Origin of the sequence: Vibrio profundum, from assembly GCF_050337555.1 — a bacterium.
Taxonomy (GTDB): domain Bacteria; phylum Pseudomonadota; class Gammaproteobacteria; order Enterobacterales; family Vibrionaceae; genus Vibrio; species Vibrio profundum.
The window spans coordinates 25,113-45,589 of the sequence record NZ_JAKJTA010000004.1 but is presented as its reverse complement, the minus strand read 5'-3'; the positions used below and the strand labels follow the sequence as shown (position 1 = coordinate 45,589).

General features: G+C 43.4%; 20 protein-coding genes. 5 read left to right on the top strand and 15 right to left on the bottom strand.

Annotated features, from left to right (window positions below; translation table 11 throughout):
- Positions 1 to 92: 92 nt before the first annotated feature.
- The 7 genes from L4C34_RS02740 to L4C34_RS02710 form a co-directional block, all read right to left on the bottom strand.
- Complete coding sequence (locus tag L4C34_RS02740) at positions 93 to 1,358, bottom strand: serine hydrolase domain-containing protein (protein ID WP_428787821.1); 1,266 nt, start codon at positions 1,356 to 1,358, stop codon at positions 93 to 95.
- A gap of 193 nt (positions 1,359 to 1,551) precedes the next feature.
- Positions 1,552 to 3,150 carry a PI-PLC domain-containing protein gene (locus L4C34_RS02735; RefSeq protein ID WP_428787820.1) on the bottom strand — a complete coding sequence of 533 codons (1,599 nt, stop codon included), beginning with the start codon at positions 3,148 to 3,150 and terminating at the stop codon, positions 1,552 to 1,554.
- A gap of 31 nt (positions 3,151 to 3,181) precedes the next feature.
- The gene (locus tag L4C34_RS02730) at positions 3,182 to 3,859 is read right to left on the bottom strand and encodes a hypothetical protein (RefSeq protein WP_428787819.1); all 678 of its coding nucleotides are present in this window, start codon (positions 3,857 to 3,859) and stop codon (positions 3,182 to 3,184) included.
- A 182-nt stretch (positions 3,860 to 4,041) separates the two neighbouring features.
- The gene (locus tag L4C34_RS02725) at positions 4,042 to 4,416 is read right to left on the bottom strand and encodes a hypothetical protein (RefSeq protein ID WP_428787818.1); all 375 of its coding nucleotides are present in this window, start codon (positions 4,414 to 4,416) and stop codon (positions 4,042 to 4,044) included.
- A 151-nt stretch (positions 4,417 to 4,567) separates the two neighbouring features.
- Positions 4,568 to 5,899 (bottom strand): c-type cytochrome, encoded by a 1,332-nt coding sequence (locus tag L4C34_RS02720; RefSeq protein ID WP_428787817.1) that lies wholly within the window; start codon positions 5,897 to 5,899, stop codon positions 4,568 to 4,570.
- 2 nt (positions 5,900 to 5,901) lie between these two features.
- Positions 5,902 to 7,482, bottom strand: a complete 1,581-nt coding sequence (locus L4C34_RS02715) for a GMC family oxidoreductase (RefSeq protein WP_428787816.1) — start codon at positions 7,480 to 7,482, stop codon at positions 5,902 to 5,904.
- A complete protein-coding gene (locus L4C34_RS02710) occupies positions 7,482 to 8,000 on the bottom strand; it encodes a sugar dehydrogenase complex small subunit (RefSeq protein ID WP_428787815.1) in 519 nt (172 codons plus the stop codon). Before L4C34_RS02710 ends, L4C34_RS02715 begins: the two co-directional genes overlap by 1 nt.
- Before the next feature lie 523 nt (positions 8,001 to 8,523).
- Here L4C34_RS02710 and L4C34_RS02705 point away from each other — a divergent pair.
- A complete protein-coding gene (locus L4C34_RS02705) occupies positions 8,524 to 8,949 on the top strand; it encodes a hypothetical protein (RefSeq protein WP_428787814.1) in 426 nt (141 codons plus the stop codon).
- Between the two features lie 56 nt (positions 8,950 to 9,005).
- On the opposite strand, the gene L4C34_RS02700 is transcribed toward L4C34_RS02705, so the two are convergent.
- From L4C34_RS02700 to L4C34_RS02680, 5 genes are all read right to left on the bottom strand, one after another.
- A complete protein-coding gene (locus tag L4C34_RS02700; RefSeq protein WP_428787813.1) occupies positions 9,006 to 9,302 on the bottom strand; it encodes a Dabb family protein in 297 nt (98 codons plus the stop codon).
- 130 nt (positions 9,303 to 9,432) lie between these two features.
- On the bottom strand, positions 9,433 to 9,858 hold the full coding sequence (locus L4C34_RS02695) for a hypothetical protein (protein WP_428787812.1): 426 nt from the start codon (positions 9,856 to 9,858) through the stop codon (positions 9,433 to 9,435).
- A 101-nt stretch (positions 9,859 to 9,959) separates the two neighbouring features.
- A complete protein-coding gene (locus tag L4C34_RS02690) occupies positions 9,960 to 11,126 on the bottom strand; it encodes an MFS transporter (RefSeq protein ID WP_428787811.1) in 1,167 nt (388 codons plus the stop codon).
- Positions 11,119 to 11,811 carry a sialate O-acetylesterase gene (locus L4C34_RS02685; protein WP_428787810.1) on the bottom strand — a complete coding sequence of 231 codons (693 nt, stop codon included), beginning with the start codon at positions 11,809 to 11,811 and terminating at the stop codon, positions 11,119 to 11,121. The genes L4C34_RS02690 and L4C34_RS02685 overlap by 8 nt, the downstream gene beginning before the upstream one ends.
- A complete protein-coding gene (locus L4C34_RS02680) occupies positions 11,808 to 12,971 on the bottom strand; it encodes a GNAT family N-acetyltransferase (RefSeq protein ID WP_428787809.1) in 1,164 nt (387 codons plus the stop codon). Before L4C34_RS02680 ends, L4C34_RS02685 begins: the two co-directional genes overlap by 4 nt.
- A gap of 126 nt (positions 12,972 to 13,097) precedes the next feature.
- On the opposite strand from L4C34_RS02680, the gene L4C34_RS02675 reads away from it, so the two are divergent.
- Positions 13,098 to 13,406, top strand: a complete 309-nt coding sequence (locus L4C34_RS02675) for an ArsR/SmtB family transcription factor (RefSeq protein ID WP_428787808.1) — start codon at positions 13,098 to 13,100, stop codon at positions 13,404 to 13,406.
- A gap of 310 nt (positions 13,407 to 13,716) precedes the next feature.
- The gene (locus L4C34_RS02670; RefSeq protein ID WP_428787807.1) at positions 13,717 to 14,448 is read left to right on the top strand and encodes a class I SAM-dependent DNA methyltransferase; all 732 of its coding nucleotides are present in this window, start codon (positions 13,717 to 13,719) and stop codon (positions 14,446 to 14,448) included.
- Between the two features lie 340 nt (positions 14,449 to 14,788).
- Here L4C34_RS02670 and L4C34_RS02665 read toward each other — a convergent pair whose 3' ends face one another.
- From L4C34_RS02665 to L4C34_RS02655, 3 genes are all read right to left on the bottom strand, one after another.
- The gene (locus L4C34_RS02665) at positions 14,789 to 15,604 is read right to left on the bottom strand and encodes a hypothetical protein (RefSeq protein WP_428787806.1); all 816 of its coding nucleotides are present in this window, start codon (positions 15,602 to 15,604) and stop codon (positions 14,789 to 14,791) included.
- A gap of 1,030 nt (positions 15,605 to 16,634) precedes the next feature.
- The gene (locus L4C34_RS02660) at positions 16,635 to 16,916 is read right to left on the bottom strand and encodes a hypothetical protein (protein ID WP_428787805.1); all 282 of its coding nucleotides are present in this window, start codon (positions 16,914 to 16,916) and stop codon (positions 16,635 to 16,637) included.
- Between the two features lie 183 nt (positions 16,917 to 17,099).
- Positions 17,100 to 17,789, bottom strand: a complete 690-nt coding sequence (locus L4C34_RS02655; protein WP_428787804.1) for a pseudouridine synthase — start codon at positions 17,787 to 17,789, stop codon at positions 17,100 to 17,102.
- Between the two features lie 305 nt (positions 17,790 to 18,094).
- Here L4C34_RS02655 and L4C34_RS02650 point away from each other — a divergent pair, with 305 nt between their 5' ends.
- Together L4C34_RS02650 and L4C34_RS02645 are read left to right on the top strand one after the other, a co-directional pair.
- Positions 18,095 to 19,267 carry a PrnB family protein gene (locus tag L4C34_RS02650; protein WP_428787803.1) on the top strand — a complete coding sequence of 391 codons (1,173 nt, stop codon included), beginning with the start codon at positions 18,095 to 18,097 and terminating at the stop codon, positions 19,265 to 19,267.
- Between the two features lie 10 nt (positions 19,268 to 19,277).
- A complete protein-coding gene (locus L4C34_RS02645; RefSeq protein WP_428787802.1) occupies positions 19,278 to 20,402 on the top strand; it encodes an aminotransferase class V-fold PLP-dependent enzyme in 1,125 nt (374 codons plus the stop codon).
- The last annotated feature ends 75 nt before the right edge of the window (positions 20,403 to 20,477 follow it).

The following is a 20,477-nucleotide window of genomic DNA, read 5'->3' as shown; positions in this document are numbered from 1 at the left end:
AATCCGGACTACTTTGCCTAGTCCGGACTACTAGCCGAGTAACCCACGAACGAATAGAGGCCCGCTCAAGCAGACCTCTTTTTTCATCTATCTTAACCGTTAATATATGGCAGTAGCTCAGTCACTAACCCTGTTGTGATGGCTCCATCGTGAACATTAAATGTGCTCACTTTGTCGATTCTGGAGTTTGTTGCAACGGATACCACCATATCCTTTTGCTTGATATACAACACAATACTCGAATAGCCCGGTTCCAAGCCATCGTGCGAAATGACCTTACCTAAATTAGGGTACGTATGGACGGTCACACCGAGCCCATAACCCGCGTCATTGTATTTACCATTTGGCACCACATTCACTAACTCTTTGCGGGATGCTTCAGTCATCACACTGTGCCCTTTTAAAAGGACCTCATACCAATTCACCAGAGCAGGTGCGCTCGCTATGACTCCGCCTCCAGCGGGCGAAAATATGGTGTAAGCGTCTTTAAACTGATAATTTTGGGCTTTACTGCTAGGTAATTGTACGACCGGACTATTATCAAAAGCTTTAGTGATGCTATCGGTCGAGCTTACTGGTATATAACCGTTTGCTAGACGACTACTAAGCCCTTTAGGTATGATCCCACGATTGGCAAAATAGACATTTTCCAGCGATAGGCTTTCCATTAACTGGCTAAAATTATCGGCGAGAGAACGTCGTGTGACATCCTCTATAACCAAACCTACCAATACATAATCTGTATTCGTATAGCTCCATTTACCTTTCGCCCCCGGTTTAAAGTACACAGCGTGCTGCATAGCAATGTTCATCAGCATCTCCGGCGTATAATACTTATGTGGGTCTCGGGAAAACTCCGTTTTAAATGTCTTGGTGTTAATTGATTGCGGAATGCCACTAGTATGATTTAGCAACTCCCGAATCGTCATTCCCCGCAGCGAAGGGGATTGACTGACAAGGCGGCGAATATGACCTGGATAGACTTCAGCTATCTGCCCTAAACTCTCATCCAGAGATACTTTTTGTTGATCAACCAAATGTAAGACTAAAGCGGAAGTGAACGACTTAGTGATACTGCCGACCAAAAACAGAGTATCGTCCTTCATTTTCTCTTTAGGAGAGAGTGAAGCGTAACCAGCAGGGATCGTGACAATTGGCCCGTTACCAATTTTATAAGACAATACTGCTCCCGGGATATCATATTGAACAATGAGTTGTTGAAGTTTCTCCTGCAGCACCGCTTGGCTTTGGGGTGCTTTAGTTTGTGCACAAGCACGGCCACTTACTAATGATATTGCCGTGAATAACACCAGCCCAGTCAAGGTCATAGAAGACTTTAGGTTGAGTAAAAATTTCATATTTGTCCTTAAAGTAGGTTACATCTTCCATACACATCGAAATACGACAATGAGGGCAAAGCGCCCTCATTGTTTAAAGCCCATGTCGTTCAGGCTTATGTTGTCTAAACTTAATTTGTTTAAGCTTATCTTGCTTAAGCTAACGTAGTTTAAGCTAACCTAGTTTAAGCTAATATTGTTTAGCTCTTAGACGTTAGGCGTTGATTATTCGAATAACGCCAAGCGATGCCGCCACCGCACGTGTTTTATCTTCTGAACAGTCATCCAGTAGAATGATATTCGGATAATAATTCACATTGAGCGTTCCCTCATCGACCCATTGGCTAATAGTCGAGATCAAGGCAGCATTGGCCTCCTCCGCTAAGCTCAAAATAGATGAGCCTCCGGTAGGGTCCAACCCGCCAATGGCATTCTGGGTATCACTTAATGTGAGGGTCCAATACAACTCAAAGATAATATTCCGACCTCCTTGATGGGGATAACCAACCATTTTATCTTTCTGATCTCGCACCATATCTCCAAGCTCATTCGTGTTGGAATAAGATCCTTGAATATTTAATACATTCGCTCGATGAGTGCCTTTACTTGCGTCTAAGTTAGGACAATCATTTGGGAAAAGTGCGATAACTTGCCCATTAGAAACCAACCCGTCTAAAGGGGTGTTATTGAAGCTTTGTACATCCCCGATAAGAAGATCACTTAGCTCTTGCTGTACTTGCTCAACGAATGCCGCCTTTTGATCGTTACTCAGGCCATCCCCACTTTCCCAATCTAAAAAGTGACCAAAGTCTAGAATGCTCAACTCTTTGTGATTGGCTTGATTGGAATAGAACTGCCGAATCTGGGAGAACACGTCCGAGAGTTTGGCCCCAATCGCGCCTTGGCGACCTAGAACCGGTATATCTGAACTATGGTGGGTGTAAAAGCCGCCTTCATACAGCGCTGGACGAAGGTCAAAGAAGCGCACCCCGTTTTCTAATTGCTGTTGGATGTTGAGGCGTTGTGTTTGTGTTCGTCGATCAGAGCCCGTCGCTGAACGGTGAGTTTTCACGTAAGTACCCGTATCATGAGAACCAGGGATACATAACTGAGATAAGGTTTTATTGCCAACTAACGCCCAATTATCAGACATCCAGTGCGAAATAGTGACGATTGGCCGTGTTAGCAGCTGCTCGACGACTACATCTGTATGCATGGCTATCATAATTGAGGAGGTCGTTTCATTTTCAACCACCACCTTAATATTCTGCGCCAACGACACATCGCTCGGACCAAAAGTATCATCACCTTCAATTTTCGATACACTGTTCGACGCGCAGTAGTTCAAGCACTCGGTGAGGTGGTCTTGAGATTTAGATACCTTAATACAGTACACAAAGTTACTCAGATCGTGGTTCCAAGGGTTTTCCCAAGCAACCGCCACATAACCTTGAATAATATCGTTACGATCTAAAATTTTATAAGTCATTCCCGCTCGGCTGCCTGTCGCCGCACCGCTCGCGTGAACATGAAAGAACCCACTCGTACCTAGCGGGCTAACATGATTCGTTGGCTGTCGGCACACACTCGCATTCCACTCTTTGCCGCTTTCAACTGCATGATTGCATTTCGCTAAAAAGTACTGGGGACAAATATTAACAAGTACCCCTTTCACACTGACACCATTCCCGTATTCTTGTTTTGCTTGGTTGTTTTTCTCTACGCTTTCGGTGACGTTTTTAATCAGTTTTTGTTTTGTTGCAGGTTTAAAGCTTTGTGCGCCGAGAGCTTGAATCAATTGTTCGTTATTCATGGTGAATCCTCCGCATTGACAGGTTTAGGGGCTATAAGCCACCTTCCCAAATGGCTTTTTCCATGTCTGACGTTTTAATCGCCACCAATAGATATGCGGTCGTTTGGTCATCTTCGATAACACTAACAGTGATGAAATCTTTCAGGCGGTTATTATCCATCGGTAATTGGACGGAGCCTTCAATTTTGGAGGTACTGTTATCTGCACAGTAGTCCAGACATTCTTGAAGATGGTTTTCAAGCTTATCGACTTTAATAAAAGAGACAAAGTTACTAAAATCATGATTCCATGGGTTTTCCCATGCAATGCTTATCGTTCCTCCAATCTTATCTTCTCTATCAAGCACTTGGTATACAAAGCCCGCTCGGCTGCCCGTTGCAGCGCCGCTAGTATGTACATGAAAGAAATTGCAAGTTTCTAAAGGCGCGACATTATTGTCCGGACGTACGCAAACATCTGCATTCCACTCTTTTCCGCTCTCAACCTTCTCATCTATTTTGTGAAGAAAATGCTTATCCGCGACGTTGACTAAAATGCCTTTGACGCTCACGCCGTGGCCGTATTTGTCTTTGGCTCGGGTGTTCTCAGCATCAGCTGTGCGGATATGTTCAATAAGCGTGGCTTTAGTCTCTTCTCGATAGTCGTTTGCGCCAATCTCTCTTAGAATTTCCTCATCAGACATATTTCTGATTTTGTTGCTAATTCCCATAATCGTCGACCTTAGTGCTTGATAAAAAAGATTTTCCATTACATAGAGCCCCGCCAGCATCCATGATGGCAGGGAAAGACCCATACCAAACTAGGCTCATAAATAGGTAATTACAATAGCGACTTTGGTCTAAGAAAAAGGAATAGATTTTAGAAAGGAGTGGAACGAAAAAGAATAGAATATTATTTGCCACGAGCCTTACTTAGTGCGGAGATACAGGCTTGATAAGCTTCATCGTAATCGAAAAAGAATCTTAAAATCTGCTGTTCATTTAACCCTTGGTCAGCGGAGTAATGTTGGATTTTATTCGAAAATACGACCGCGGATAGCACGCAGTTATGTTCGCACATCCAATCTGTCAACTCGTTAATGGCTTCCCAAGCATCTTGTGAGGCGACACCCCACTCCCTAGAATCCGTGAGTAGAACCCAAGGCTGTGTATCACCTTCTGGAGATGAAAGGACAAGCCCTTTCATCTGTTCGAACCACGCTTGTGCTGCCTCTTTATTGGAAGCCCCTGTTATTTCAGAGTGCAAAAGCCTGTTTTCAAAACTCATGGTCCACAACCCATGAATATTACGTTTTGTCATCATGCCCACATAATGTCCGACCCCCTCGCTGATCGAGTTTGTTATTTATCAAGGATCTCAGCAATAAGCGTGACCCGTTCCGCTCTCTCGTAAGAGAAACAACGGGCCTAGCCTGAACCTAGTTTGTTCTTAGCTTGGCGACATCTTTTGCGTCAATGTCAGCCGTGCCCTGACCATAGGTTTTGGTCAGGAAATTCACCAAGGTTGCAATTTGTTCGTCCGAAAGGTGACGCTCAAACGCTGGCATCATCACTTCACCTTCACTGGTATTTCGATGAACGCCATGCAAAATAACCTGAATCAAGTTATCGACCTTATCGGTCCCCACCACACTATTATGATACAAGGAAGGATAGTAACCATCTGGTGAACCACTGCCGTCGGCATCGTGACACGTGCTGCAATTACCCATATATAAAGATTCACCCGGCATTTGCTGCTGAGCTCGCGTAACGGGTATGCCGCGCAGTTTCAAGTCCTGTGCTGCCGCTTGACCTTGCTCAAACCGTGACTTTTGGGAACCAGAAACCGCGGGAACCGAACGTAGATAAACCGCAATCGAGTTAAGATCTGCATTAGTTAGGTATTGGAAACTGTGCTCGACGGCTTCTCCCATCGGACCTGCAGCTTGCGCTTTACCTGCGACAGTGCCAACTTTGAGGTATTGGACAATTTGTTGATTACTCCAACCGCCCAAGCCATCTAACTTATCATTGGTAATATTAAAAGCATGCCAACCGGCTAGGTCTGCCCCAGAAAGAAAACCGGGAGTTGTATCATCACTGCCTTTAGTTTGCATAGCCAAACCTCTTGGCGTGTGGCAAGTACCGCAGTGAGCGGCTCCTTGTACCAAATAAGCGCCACGATTCCATTGTTCACTTTGACCAGATTGCATCTCATATGCTCCTTGAGATAGGAACATCCAATTCCATACCGCCATCGGCCAACGCATGGCAAGTATCGCAGGAATATCACTGTGACGATTTGGCTGCTTAACTGGTTTCACCGATTCCATGAAATAGTGATATAAGGATTCGATGTCCGTATCTGATAGCTTGGTGTATTCCGTATACGGCATAGCTGGGTATAAGCGGCTACCGTCTTTGCGTATGCCCTCTCGGAGCACTCGAGTAAAGTCAGTGAGCGAGTAACTGCCAATCCCCGTTTCTGTGTCTGGCGTAATATTGGTGGAATAAAGAGTTCCAATTGGCAAAGGCATACCAAGTCCACCCGCAAATGGTTGACCACCCGCCGTAGTGTGGCATGCAGTACAATCCGACATCCGAGCCACATATTCCCCACGGCTCATACCATCTGGAAAAACGGTCGTTTGCATTTGCTTGTCTTGAGGTGGGTTCGATGTTTTGGGCCCTAGGGCGCCACTAACGATGAGCCCGACTCCAGCGCCAGCGGCGATTATGATTAGCAGTGCAACTCTAACAATATTCATAGCTATGCCCCCTGCTTCAACGTATCCGCAATTCGTAGAGACAGTGCTGCAATTGTTAGCGTGCAATTCACCGTACCTACCGTCGGCATTGTCCCTGAACTGGCGATAAATAAGTTTTCGTGATCATGGCTACGACAGTCACGATCCACTACGCTATCTTTGGGGTTATCGCCCATTAGCACTGTGCCGCAAATATGCTGGTTGTTAGAAAACGCATCATTGTATTGAACTTCCGTCCCACCCATCAGTTTTGCAATTTTCGTATATGCCTTGCGTGTATACACTGCGCTGCGTTTAACGTAATCATCAATCGCGTAGTAAAATTCAGGTTTAGGAATACCCATTGCATCTTTTTCTGAGCTTGCCACAATACGGTTTTCTGGGTGCGGTAGTAGTTCATGGAAGCTATCAAACTGCACATAGCGTGCTGCCTTGTCACGAATTTCACTGCTCAGCGCCGAGCCCATAATTAAGTTATCTTGCGCTAGTATTTCTTGCGCCATTTGATCTGCGCGTGAGACATTAGAAAGGTGTATTTTTTTCCCCGCATACTTAGAACGAAATTTGCCATCGCGCCAACCAATAATGGACGTCATTTCCTGAGCTCCGCGTCCCGGCCACAACTTTTCACTGGCAAAAAAACGAATCCCTGTTCCCGGGTGATCCATTAGGTTACGCCCAACCATATCTGAGCTATTACCCACATCAGACATCAACATCAATTTTGGCGTTTCAATGCCATTAGCTGCCAGAACAAAATTCTGCCCTTCGACTTTCACCGATTCACCGTCTGGCGTTTTATAGTGAACAGCAACAATGCGGTTACCCTCACCTTTCTCAATCTTGTAGACCACGGCTTTGTCGATCACTTGAGCGCCCGCCGCTTCAGCTTTCTCGACATGCGTGATCCCGTTATACATCGCGCCAATCGGGCATATTGGCATACAGTTGTTATTGCCACAGCAGGTCGGTCGCTTATCATATGGGCGGCTATTTCTGGCAACAGGCTCGGTCACCACATAAAAACCATTTTTATTTAACCTGTCTTTGATGGTTTTCTCGCTGTACGAGATAGGAAGTGGCGCCATCGGATACGGTTTTTCTCGCGGTGACCCAAGCTCCTCATTATCGGGGCCCCAAACCCCAAGCTCTTCTTCCGCTCTTTGATACCAATGTTCTAACTCTTTGTATTCCAACGGCCAATCACGACCTACTCCATAAATGGATTTCAACTTAAAGTCAGCCGGGATAAAACGCCATGCAGAAGCAGCCCAGTGCCACGTCGTTCCGCCGACGGCCCGTATATACTGAGCATCGTAGGCCTGTTCACCCTTTTGGATTAGATAGCCATTGCTCGGATTGAACTCAGGATGCGGCGCATAAGGCGTTGAAGGGTATGGCGCCATAAAGTCCATTTTGTCAGGTTGGTTGCGAAAACGTTCAACAATTTCACCACGAGAATAACGTGGTCCAGCTTCCAAGACGATCACCGACTTGCCTGACATCGCTAATTGGTGCGCAACCAATCCTCCTGCGACTCCAGAGCCCACAATGACGACATCAGCTTTTTTGGTTGTTGTCATTATGATTTCCTCTCTATCGGTTTGTCAGCCCAGTAACCAGGCTTGTTTGGACAATAAGTTCGGATTTGCAATACATCATCGACCGCCTTGAATTCGAGCGCATGGCGATACGTGATCACTTGTGCGGTCGCTCCCTCACCCACGATGCCCGTATACCACGCAGAGATAATACTTTTTGCGGTTTTCTGCGCCGATGGACTCAGTGATTTGGCCAATGTCTTCGCATCAGACATCGCCATTTCTTTCGCAAGCACGACCAACTCAGTGTTGAATTTAGGATTCAAACTCTGTAAAGCAACATAGAAGCGTTCACCGAGGACCGAGTTTAAATCATCGTATTCAGTCAAACGCTTGGAGATAGAAACAAACACATCTTTACCCTGAGAAGCACCTCCATCAGCCATCACATTAAAAGGACTGACAAGTGCGACAACACCAAGATACGCCGCCCCCTCCAATAAGGTCCGCCGAGTAACCCCATGAGTGGAAATGGCTGTACTAATAGGTTTTTTATTCATAACTTACTCACATTCTTGGCATTCATGTGCCTTGTTAGAGCTGTTTTTTTGCCGCGGTAATTAGCCGCAATTTTTCTGCTTATTTTTAACTGCACGTTTAACTAAGCGCTAACTGCGCGACAACGCACCCAACAGCATTTAAGGCTGGGAGACCCGTGTTCAACGCTCTAAAAGTATTAGAACAGGATGTTGGGGAATACAAGATTCGACTAAAGCCGCTTCGCGCGTGATGGAAAGAGAAAGGAGGCTACACATTTCGGGACAACAAAGGCTATATTGGTAGGAGAAGCTGGACACTCTCCAGCCCAACACCTTGATATACATGCTTCAAATATACGTTATTTTTCTCCATTCGTTCTTCAAGGAACATCAAAGAAGAAAGCAGCGTGGCCATCAGAAAATGGCCATAGACGATTAGGTTATAAGAACACAAACCCTATATACAATAAGTTGGTTAACCTGATGAGTATCTAGGAAGATGCCATAATTGAACCATGGGCCCCAAACCTTGGTGATAGAGCAAATGAAAAATAAAGACCCTGACTACGGACTTTATACCTTCGAGATAAGATCGGAAGTGCTCATACACAGTTCATATGGTCAGTGGAACGCTGAGTCGACTTTGAATTACCATAATCTAATGATCAGATATGTTGATAGTATCTGCCACCAGCCTTGGGGCATTATTGCCGATTTACGGCAGTGGGAACTGTGTCCACCAGACTGTTGGGAAATATTAGATGAAACAATGAAGTACTGCGTTCAACATGGGCTATGCTGCCACGCGACATTGCCTAATAATCGAGTAATCGAAGTATTAGTCGATAGGCTCAAAGACCGCTCTCCGATCCCGGTGCCACACCAAAATTTCAACAACACAAGTGACGCATTAAATTGGTGCTCACAGCTAATAAAAGATGCGGAGCATCCTAAAGGCGATACGATTTAGTCGCTGAAAGTGATGCCCGACTTAACTTCCTAGGGTAATCGCAGCAGTGGGTATATCTAAGCTGGGTAGTCAAACACTATAATATTTTCCAACAAGGGCACGAAAGCTTCCTTTAACGCTTTATGCTCAGGATGAGGCAAATAATTCTGCCGCCCTTCTTCATCTGCAAATGTCATCAATACCGAGTGAGTAAACCCTTGGTTCTTACCCTCAGGACTATCATTCTCACCCCACTCAACAGACACAACCCCTGTGATTTTTTCAGGAATGGCCGCAAAATGCGCTCTCACCTGCTCCACCTCAGAAAGTGAAACCGAATCTAAAAACTTAATCAGCAAAATATGACGAATCATTGGTACACCTATAACGAAAACTTGAAAGATGAACATCATATTTATACGGAAAAGCATAGCATTTCAAGTGCCTGTCATCTTGAGCCAGCGCGAACCAACTACCCGCTCCTTCTGGAGAGGAGAATTACATCTATTCAGAGGAGGAATCCGGCAAAGTGTTGATTTGGTGACGGCACCAAACAAGAGCCTCTTCAGGCGTAGTAAAATTTTCAGTTTCAACGGGGCTTTGGTGCTTAACAGATTGATTAACCATCTCCATTTGAATCCTCATATCTGTCACTACAGCTCTATATTTGAAGTTGTTTTTTAAAAGCACTCGTATTCCTTCAACGAAAATGGCCACAACATCAGGCGGGCAAACTTCCCAGTAGCGCATATCTTCAATATATGCCCATGGGTGATGCTTCATTTTTTCAGAGTGAGCAATGAGTTGTGAGGCTCCTTCCTGCGCCGTCTGCATATTCCAAGGTCCTCGTACTCGCATAATGAGTATGTGCTCAGACACATAAGATGTATCGAACTCAAAATCACCGTGAGGATTCCGGTTAATCTTCATGAATTCTATCCCCATATGGCTTGTATAGTCTGAGTATATGACAATTTTTTGCGCATCATGCCCCCTTGAGCTCTGGAGTTTTTACATTACTCGCTGTCACCCTAGCCAGAGTTTGAAACTTTAACGCGATAAGACGCAGTTAGCATCAACGCAGAAATCACAACCAACGCAGTAAGCAAATACGATTGATCGACCGGCACAAATACAATCCCAAGAACGAGCGGAGGCAGAGATCTAGAGAAATTAAGCACCCCAGAATAGACGCCATTATAAAACGAAAATTGGTGTTGGAACGTCTCATTAATTAAGACTGGCTTAGCTATGGTAGAAATGCCCAACCCAGTACCAAACAGCAGTGAAAAGATAGCGATAAGGTAGATGTTGTAATGAATCGCACCGTACAGAACCACTACCCCCAGCAACATCAGCACAGATGACAACAATGTCATATCTTTACCCGTCATCTGTTTACGAGCAATAATCGCGATTCGACCGATAACCTGAGCAACACCGATTAAAGCGAAAGATAACAATATGTACTTGCGATGTGGCCCTGATTGATTCAATGATGTGAATACTTCAAAAAAGATGATTGTCTGAATAATTCCCTGAACACTAAAGATCAAGGTCATCCACAATGACGTGCCAGAGAATAGCTCTCGGTAGGACACTTCAGTCGAAGAAGCATGTTGTGCTGGAGAAAATGCCCCCTTCATGGATTGCAGGTAACCGACAAAGAACACGATTAATAAACCAATGACTATACCGTTAGCCTGTAACCAGCTAAATTGACTGTACACTGGGGTCAACACCAAGTAGGCGAAGGTACTAGCAAAGCCACTGAATAGGGTCAGTTCAATCACCCGTTGATTAAAGGTATCCGCTTGATAACCGACTTCTTTAAACCGTGCGATCACCGGATCCATAAAGAGAAATGACAGGCTGAACCCAACTAATACGCTAATCAAAATCAAACCATGATCACTGTGAAGAATGGTCAGCGGCACATAAGCGCTGAAGGCGATAAGAAAACCAATCGTCACCCCTAACCGGGTTCCGTAGCGGTTAAAAATCCACCCTGAGATAACGGAACCGACTCCCCAAGACAGCAGCAAAGCAATCAAAGACCATTGATAATCAGTGGTTAAGTGCCCTTGGTCTGTGGTGGGTAAGAAAGCCCCATATATAATTGGCCACGCGTAAAACAGGAAAGCTGGTAGCACCAGCTGTCCTGTATTAAGCACCAAAAGGTATCGGCGCTTAATCATGTTGACTCCTCAAGTAAGCATCAAAATAACGCTCACCAAATGTTCGTAATGATTTAGCGTCATAATGAACAATATCTGGATTTGCAGTTAAGCCTTGTGCGCTTACAAACTGATAATGAGGAACTTGATCACTGAGATCTCTCAGTGCTTGGTTAACGTGCTCGGTGTAACGGAACTTGTCCTCCTTTTGTAAAAAATGTGGTAGTTCACCCGCGATGAAAGGCAAATTAGGCTCACCAAGATCGCGTCGAATCTTTTCTATAAATCTGGTGAGCTTCTCGGCATAAGAGTTCGCCCGCTCAGGGTCGCCGCTATCACTTTCCCCCTGATGCCATAGAGCCGCTCTGAGTCGCCCTTGTGACATCGCCTCTTTAGCCGACCGTAGAGCGTGTTCATAAAGCGGTCCTTGTGACCACTCATCTAGGCTGGTACTGCCAACAGCAGTAGGTATTAGCGAGACAGCGCGTTCCGGTTTATCAAGGCGAGCTTGTTTCGCGAAGCTCATAGCCAAGCCAACTCCTGCGTCAGGTTTATCCTGATGCAAAGGCTCTACGGCAGGCTGCCACAACTGGTCACGTAGCATTCTAATCTTAGAATCGCTAATAGCAGAAACTTCCGTAACCACGCCTCGGCCAGCCATATTAGACTGGCCCATCAATAGAAATATGTCGTTGTTTTTCATCATGTCAAACTCTTAGCGGCGCTTTGGAAAGTAATTAACGGACGAGGTTCATCATCATCTTGCTGTGGAGCTTCACTCCAACGCGTCAGCAAAGTTGGCATACTGCTTCGCAATAACAAGGTGAATCGGAACAATTCTTCGAGTACATCGATGACCCTATTACGATAAAATGAATCTTTGAGAGTGCCGTCTTGATGGAACTGGTTGTAGGCAGTTGGTAGTGACGACTGGTTAGGAATCGTATAAGTGCGCATCCAGCGACCAAGTACTCGCATTTGATTCACCGCATTAAACGACTGAGAACCGCCGGAGATCTGCATTAGAGCGACGACCTTCCCTTGAGTTGAACGCTTTGCGTCAGTGCTAAGCGGTAGCCAGTCAATCAGGTTTTTGAAGGTTGCTGACATCGCACCATGGATTTCAGGGGAGATCCATACCATTGCATCGGACCAACTCACGGCGTCTCTCAACTCTATGACTGACTCTGGTAGTGCACTTTCATCTTTATTCTGTGTTAAGCCAGTATCGGCTAATGGAATTTCATGTGGGTGAAAGATTCGTGTTTCAGCACCAAAACTTTCCATCATTCGCGCCGCTTCGGTGGCCAGCATACTGCTGTATGAACCCTCGCGTTTCGAACCATAAAGGAACAGTACTTTAGGCTTAGTAGTTACTATGTTCTCTTTGCAGCAAAAAAGTTGGCTGAGTGTGTCATCTACCGAATGCGTGGGTAGCTTGCGCACCAAATTAAAACGCACTAGCTGTTTACGTTGCCCGCTGTCAGTTTCAATCGATTCGATATTTTCGACCAGCTCCGCACTGCAATTTAGAAACAGTTCTCTGTCTTGGCCTGCAATATAAAACGTACTTTGACGGATGCCGACTTCTCGCAATTTACCTTTTAGGTTTTTGATAACTTGCTTCCCCACATCCGTATCGCGATAAGCTGGGTCTACGGCAAAGACACCTTGCGAAACATCCTCTTTCTCCTGAGCTTCTAACCCCATGAAGCCAACAATTTCACCTTCAAATTCCGCAACTGTTGTAAGCCAGTTCTTCAACTCTTCTTTGCTGATAGCAACATTTTCATTTAGCCAATTAGACAGTTTTCCGTTCAGGAAAGTCACTTCATCTAAATGGGCATTTCTCATGGTTATGTTCATAGTATTCTTCTCTTGTTAATCGTATTTGTGCGATTTATCTAATCGTAAATATACGATTGTGTTTTAATGATGTCAACTTTATCGTAAAATATCGATTAGATAATTGGATAGGATCTGAGAGTAATCATGGCTAAATCTAAGAAAGGTGAATTCAATCAATCACATAACGACATTGCAAGTTTGGGGAAAGCCTTAGCTCATCCTGCACGCGTGATGATTTTAGAAATTTTGTCTGTAGAAAATCGTTGCGTCGGTGATCTAGTTGAACGCATACCATTGGCTCAATCGACCATTTCTCAGCACATTAAAGAACTACATAAGCATGGTCTTATCAGTGCGGAAATCCGAGGACAACAGAGCTACTACTGCATAAACCAAGACCGTTATCAGCAATTGAAGACTGCTATGAATGGACTATTTCACGGCAAACTCTAATATAAATATTATTTCGTATTCACCCCAGCGGATAGAGCCTATCTCTCTTTCAGGCTCTATCCGCTGGGGTGAATGACTCAAGTGCGCCGTCATTCCTAGCACGAAAATGTCGGGTGGACGACACTTGTTACCAAGTGCCGTCTCCCTAAAAACCCAGCGTGCAACTTTCACTGCACTAGGCTCAAGCCCAGCAAGAGTCATTAGCACAAGGTTGGGGAAATAATCCCGCCTTGTGGTGTGCCATCGCTGCTCTTTTCTGGTAAAGTCCGTATCGATTTTTCAATCCAATTGGTTTGCGAGAAAAAATTCAATGAAATCAGATATGTATTCGACATTCTCTGCTGAGTATGACGAAGTTATTCAAGACAATATTTACAATGCAAACTTGGAACGTCCAACACTTCAATCAATGTTACCTACATTGGTAAACCTTAATGTGATCGATCTTGGATGCGGGTCAGGCGTTTATGCTCAATACCTTCTTGCCCAAGGTGCAGCTAAAGTTACTTGTGTTGATTCTTCTGAAGAAATGATTCAACTGGTTGCTAGAAAAACTGAAAAAATTGGCGTGAATGATAAGAGTGTTGCCTATGCGCAGGATGTATCAAAAGGGTTGCCAAATGAAGCAGATGCAAGTGCTGACTTGGTGATCTCACCACTAATGGTTCATTACCTCGAAGATCTCAATCCGCTTTTTACCGATGTCCATCGTGTTCTCAAAACTGGCGGCTCATTTGTATTCTCTACCCACCACCCATTCGCAGACTTTGAGTGTTCCAAATCAGGAAACTACTTTGAGCGTGAGTTAATTCAGGAAGAGTGGGATACAGTGGGTAAACCTGTACAAGTTAAGTTTTATCGTCGCTCACTGACAGAAATTACTAGTGCTCTGACGGAAAATGGTCTAGCAATTACACAAATTTCAGAAGGTGAAGTAAATTATAAAGTGAAAGAAATGGACAGTGAAACTTACGAATACCTATCCAAGAACCCTAACTTTATCTTCATCAAGTGCCAGAAGATACAAAGTCTGAATAATTGAGGCTCATTTCGGTATTCAGTCAATAGTTTGGCTGTTCTTCTCTAGCCAGATTGGGCAATTCACTAAGAGACTGTTAGAGATTAAACCTCAAGTTGAATTCTGGTGTTTCCCATACTTACACGAATATCAAACCCGAACGTGACACAAAGATACTAAACGTTTTCTGTCCCAAGGTTACATTCGACCTTTCTTGTCTTATCTTTAACTCTTCTGTCAGGTATTTATCAAAAGTTTCAGGCTTTAATGCCATAACCAGTTCTAAATTAAACGATAGAATGCGGCTTAAACGGGTAATTGTGTAGAAAATTGGAGGTTAAATAAATTTTTCAACGGAACCATATTATTTCTTGTTATCTGCCGTTAGAGTTATCAGCTCTGTTGGGACGGAGAGTTTTCCATATTTGTCAAAGTTGTAATATTGTTCAATTATGCTTTTATATACGCCATTTTTCCAAATATTGGCCAAACCTACCCGAAAGCTATCATAGTATTGTGCGCACTTCGGAGCAAAAACCAGAGTTCCTTGTATTCGCATCAGCGAATTTTTTGCAATCCCAAACTTCTCCTTTTCTTGGGGATATAAGTGGGTAATATCGGATAACCCAGCAGCTAAAGTCATCACTGCAAGATCAATACGTTTTAAATACAGTTTTTGTATGTTGGAACGATTATTTCGTACGTACTCTACATCTGGGATTTGTTTCTCTTGCAATACTTTCGAAAATGAACCGCCTAGGATATATCCAAGCACATACCCTTTTAGATCTTCAACGTTACGAAAAGGCACTCCATTAGGGTAGCGATCTTTCATATAAAAAGCTCGTAGCCTAGGATCGTAGAAGTTCACGGATGAATACTGGTCGACATTGTTGAACCACCTTTTCCCCCCCATTCCGGCACAAACATCATCCGTTTCAAGGACCTTAGGTATACGCTTGGTTGGGTAAACTTTAAAACGAACAGGCAAGTTCTGGTTTTTAAAGGCTTCATATACGATACCAGTCATAATACCCTTGCCAACTTCTGTCGTCATGAGGGTATTGTATTGTATGATAGCGATAGTTAATGGCTCTTGAGCTTTCACATCAAAGCTATTAAGGTTTAAAAGGATAATTGATCCCAGTATTATATTGAAACTAATGTGTTTTTTGATCATTTTCATCTCTAGACAAGTAGGCCGTTTCGTTAATTTCATAGGATCAAATTGGTCTTCCTAGTGTGTTAAATATAGTGCTAAGAAGCACTATATGTAAGTTGGCATTTTCTAATTCCGATGATGCATCTCCTTAGCAAAAACAATGTCGAAATAGCGCTGCGAAAGGCTCCGTTGCAAAGTTTGGCCACTGTTCCCCTATCGAGGTTTGGCGCTCATTTCAAAGAAAAGTCCTGTTCAAATGCGTTTTTCGCAACAGTGATGTGGAAAGGTGCTGAATCGAGTTCGCCCAAAGTTAGGTAATCCAAGAAAATTTTTCAGGCAGTTCAGGCGCACAACATCTTGAGCCAAACAGAGTGCAGGAGTATTTGAAGTGCTCAAGCGATATGGCTCTCATGAAAGGACTTGCAATGGGTGTTCAGACAAGTAAGTTTTCCGAAAAAACCAGCTTCCTACGGCTGGTTTTTTCACATCTACATAATAATTATCTACAGAACGACTTGATCGCAATGATCAATTGCAATCTAATCCACCTTTCGATAATTAAAGATTAAACTCACGATACTAATGGGCACTTCGAATCAATGACATAATTCGTTTGGTCAAACTGCTGCCACGCTCCCGTACTGACACCATCTACGACTAGTATCGATACTATTCCGAAGTCGATAAGAACTCCCGGCAAGGTCGTTGCGTCAAAAGATTTGCTCGCAAGAATAGTTACTAATTCACGCCTTTTGTTAGAACCTTCAACCATAATTGTGTAGTTTTTATTTTTCTTAAAAGTCGTAACTATGTCACCCCGTCCCTTATAAGCTCCATTTACGTAGATTTTAGCCTTCGGGTCATGACTCCTAATTGTCACTTGTTCTGAAGTTCCATTAAACATCGCAGCGCAACCACAAAAGCAAAAAAAGCAAAAAAAAGCAAAAAAAAGCAAGTTATTGCATATTCATGGCATTTAACGTCCAATTAAGTCGCGGGCGACGATACCAATACACTCAAACTTACCCCCCAAAACCACTGAAGCAAACTAGAGGATTGTGACACCTTCAATTTCAATCACTGAATTGACGTTAGCTCTTTCGATTATTTTTAGCAAAGTCGTTTGTATGACCTCATTATCTCTAATTTCAGTTTCACAAGAAAAGCGTTCTTCTTGAACACTCTCGCCCTCACCCAGCATAAATTGAACCACTACTTCAGTTGCACAGTCCGTGGTCATACCGTAATACGCTAACGTTATTTTTGGATAGCCATTGAAGCCTTTATTAACCTGTTTAGCGATACGTTTTTTAGCTTTATCCAAATTCATACTACTTCCTTTTTTAAGGCTGAAACTCAAGAGAAATATAACGCCTAATTAACTTCCGAATCAAGACTATATGGTGGTTCTGTCTGTATCGCACCATAATCACTGAATCCGAACAAAAGTAAAACTGCCGAGACTGCAAGTCAGGTTGAATTGTTTGCTAGACACAAAATTCAACCGCTGCACTTACTTGGTAAAGGACTGCACTTCAATGCTAGTTAAGTAGCGCCACTGCCCAACATCGACATCAAGACTGACCGTTCCAATAGCCTCACGATGAAGTGACACCACACGGTTACCAACAGCAGAAAACATCCGCTTCACCTGATGAAATTTACCTTCAGTGATAGTTAAAAGAACCTCTTTAGGACTGATAACTTCTAAAATTGCTGGTCGTGTCAATTGCTGCTCGCCTTGCAACGGAATACCGTCTTTGAACTTTATTGCTACATCATCCGTAACCGGACGAGACAAACCCACGCGATAAACTTTACTGCATTCTTTCGTTGGTGTCGTGATATTGAAAGACCAGCGACCATCATCAGTAATTAACACCATACCTGTAGTATCGGCGTCCAAACGACCTGCAATGTGAAGTTCAGAAACGTTATCAACGTCTAGGTAATTGAACAAGGATGGGTAAATTTCATCAATATTAGAGCAAATAGTGCCCGCTGGTTTATGCATGAGAATGTAGCGGAAATCACGAGCCTTTAACTTAGCACCATTCAACACTATGGTATTATTTTCATGTACTTGAGTCGCTTCATTCGTTACAACATCGTCATTCACACGAACCTGACCAGAGTTGATCTGTTGAATTGCTTCAATTTTTGTTAACTCAGTGCTTTTACACACAAATTTATCAAGACGCATTATCAGTAACATTCAGAGTAAAGACAGCCAAACATTATCCTACCTCACTGCAATTTAGCAACAATTGACTGATCAATAGGTGGCTTATGAGATTAATCGTTTTAGAGTCATCCAAAGTGTGTGCGACCATCGCCAACCTCGAAGTGATACCTCAGAACTACTTGACTTCAGCGTTATACAAGTTCAACGTTTAATGAACCGCTTACGAGAGTTTTTACGATCTCGCAGGATAAGTGTACAGGGAGATCGTTGCCTTCACGTAAAGAATAAACTTTGCGACAGAATCGAATACTGGGGCCATTAGCATGACGGATAACACATCGAAGTTTGATGAATGGATTAGGACTGAATTTGTTCAACACAATAACGAACTTGAGTCTTTGTACTGGCAACAGCCTGACAAGGCCAATGTTGAAGGAATAGGCGAAAACACAAAGCAATCTTTAGTTCGTGAAGGTAACTTTTTTATCTCTAAACTTCTTCAGGAAGGCAATACTGATGAAGGTTTTGATGCGGATTTTGATTTATTAGGAAACGTGGGGCTGTTTATGGCCGCATGTCGTCGTCATGAAATAACTGAACCCTCGAGAGAAAGGGTATCGCCATTGCATGAAGCATCCGCACTCTCTATGCAGATAGGAGCTTCTATTGGTGTCACACCAAGGTTTGCGACAGCACATCTAACAACCCATAATTTTGCGGTGAATGGTCGCTATAAACGTTTTACAGATCTTGAAGCGGAAAAGCTGTTTGTTGATTACAACACACGTGGGATTTTAGCTTACAAACGTGCCGCTGATGCTTTATTAAAAATTAAGCCGCTGGGCCTCTCACACCCCATTGCCGCCGATTTATTAAAGGTGGCCTACCACGCTTTATCTGATGTTTTTGATTCAAATGAAATATTATTTTCTAAGTTAGAAGCTGATGCCTTTTTTTATCAAGTCCGACCATACTACAAGCCTTACCGCGTTGGGCAGCATGTCTATCGAGGCGCTAATGCCGGAGATTTCGCAGGCATCAATGTGATAGATCTTTTGTTGGGGCTTTGCCTCGCTAATGAATCGTCCTACTCGCAACTGTTGGTTGATAAGTTTCTCTATATGATGCCTGAAGATCAAAAGATTCTTCGCGATTGTATGCGTATGACTTCCTTCATGGATGAATTTATTTTAGCCCGTAATCTATGCAATACCGATACTTGGTATCAAGAACATCTGGTTTTGTTTTTAGATGTCTGTGCGATGCATGGGAAGACAGCAGCGCAGCATCACAACCAACTGGTCGAAAAATACATTGCTAATCCTGCAAAATCCATGAATGAGATACATATGGATAAATTGACTGCGAGTGGTCCCCCCTTGCCAATTTTACTCGGAGCATTGGAAAAGTTGAGGGATAGAAGAAATGCCGCAGAACGTGAAGATATATTGACTCGTTTTGCCGATATTCAGCAGCTACGAAGCTCCTTAAACTAAGGAGAATGACATGAGCTCGGTACTTACGAAAAATGACTTTCATTGCCCTGATGGTGCTTATTTATTAAGTCATTCGGTTGGGCGACCATTAAAGTCGCTACAGAAAAGCGTTCAAGATAACTTCTATTCGCCATGGGAGATCGGTAATACTGAACCATGGGAAGCATGGTTGAAAGTTATCTACAACTTTCAGTCAGAGTTAGCGACATTATTTTCTGGTGATGCCAAAGATTTCTGTCCTCAAGTAAATTTATCCTCATCACTTACAAAGTTGGTTCAGTCACACAAACGTCTTGCCCGTAAGCCTGTTATTTTAATGAGTGAACAAGATTTCCCTAGTATGGGCTTTGCATTACATAAAGCCCCATTAGATAGCTCATCAATAGTCATGATCCCTAAAGACCGTGATATGACTGACACCAATGTTTGGCAAGAATACTTGCGAGCTGAGATCGACCTTGTTTTTATCAGTCACGTTTATTCGAATACTGGGCAAAAGGCTCCTGTATCTAATATTATAAATTTGGCGAGAGAACTGGATATTATCTCTGTGGTCGACGTCGCTCAATCTGCTGGTATCGTTGACTTTAATTTGAAAAATGCAATGCCCGACTTTCTGATTGGCTCTTGCGTTAAGTGGTTATGTGGTGGCCCTGGTGCTGGTTATTTATGGGTAAATCCAGATATCCTTAGCTCATGTCAACCAAAAGATGTGGGGTGGTTTAGTCATGAAAACCCGTTTGAGTTTGATATTAATGATTTTCGCTATCATGACTCGGCACTAAGATTTTGGGGAGGGACACCTTCCGTTGCACCCTATGCGGTAGCCTCACACAGTATTGGCCAATTCAATAGGACTAATATTCATCATGTGTTTGAGCACAATTTCGACATGGTAAACTATCTAATAAACCAAATTGGTGATTTAGTGATTTCACCTCATGATATTGAAACACGTAGCGGAACAGTAATTATCGCCTCAACACATAGCGACCATCTCCTAGAAAGCCTCAAGTCGAACCATATCTGGGTTGACCAACGAAGTTTAGGTTTACGTGTTTCCCCTCATATTTACAATACCAAGCAAGATATTGACCTATTTGTTAAAAAGTATTTAGAGTTACGAAAATTTTAGAGAGAAGTCTGCAGCGTCTTTTGAAGAGCTCAATACATATGCTATCGTCATTACATCAATTACGACAGGCTGAGG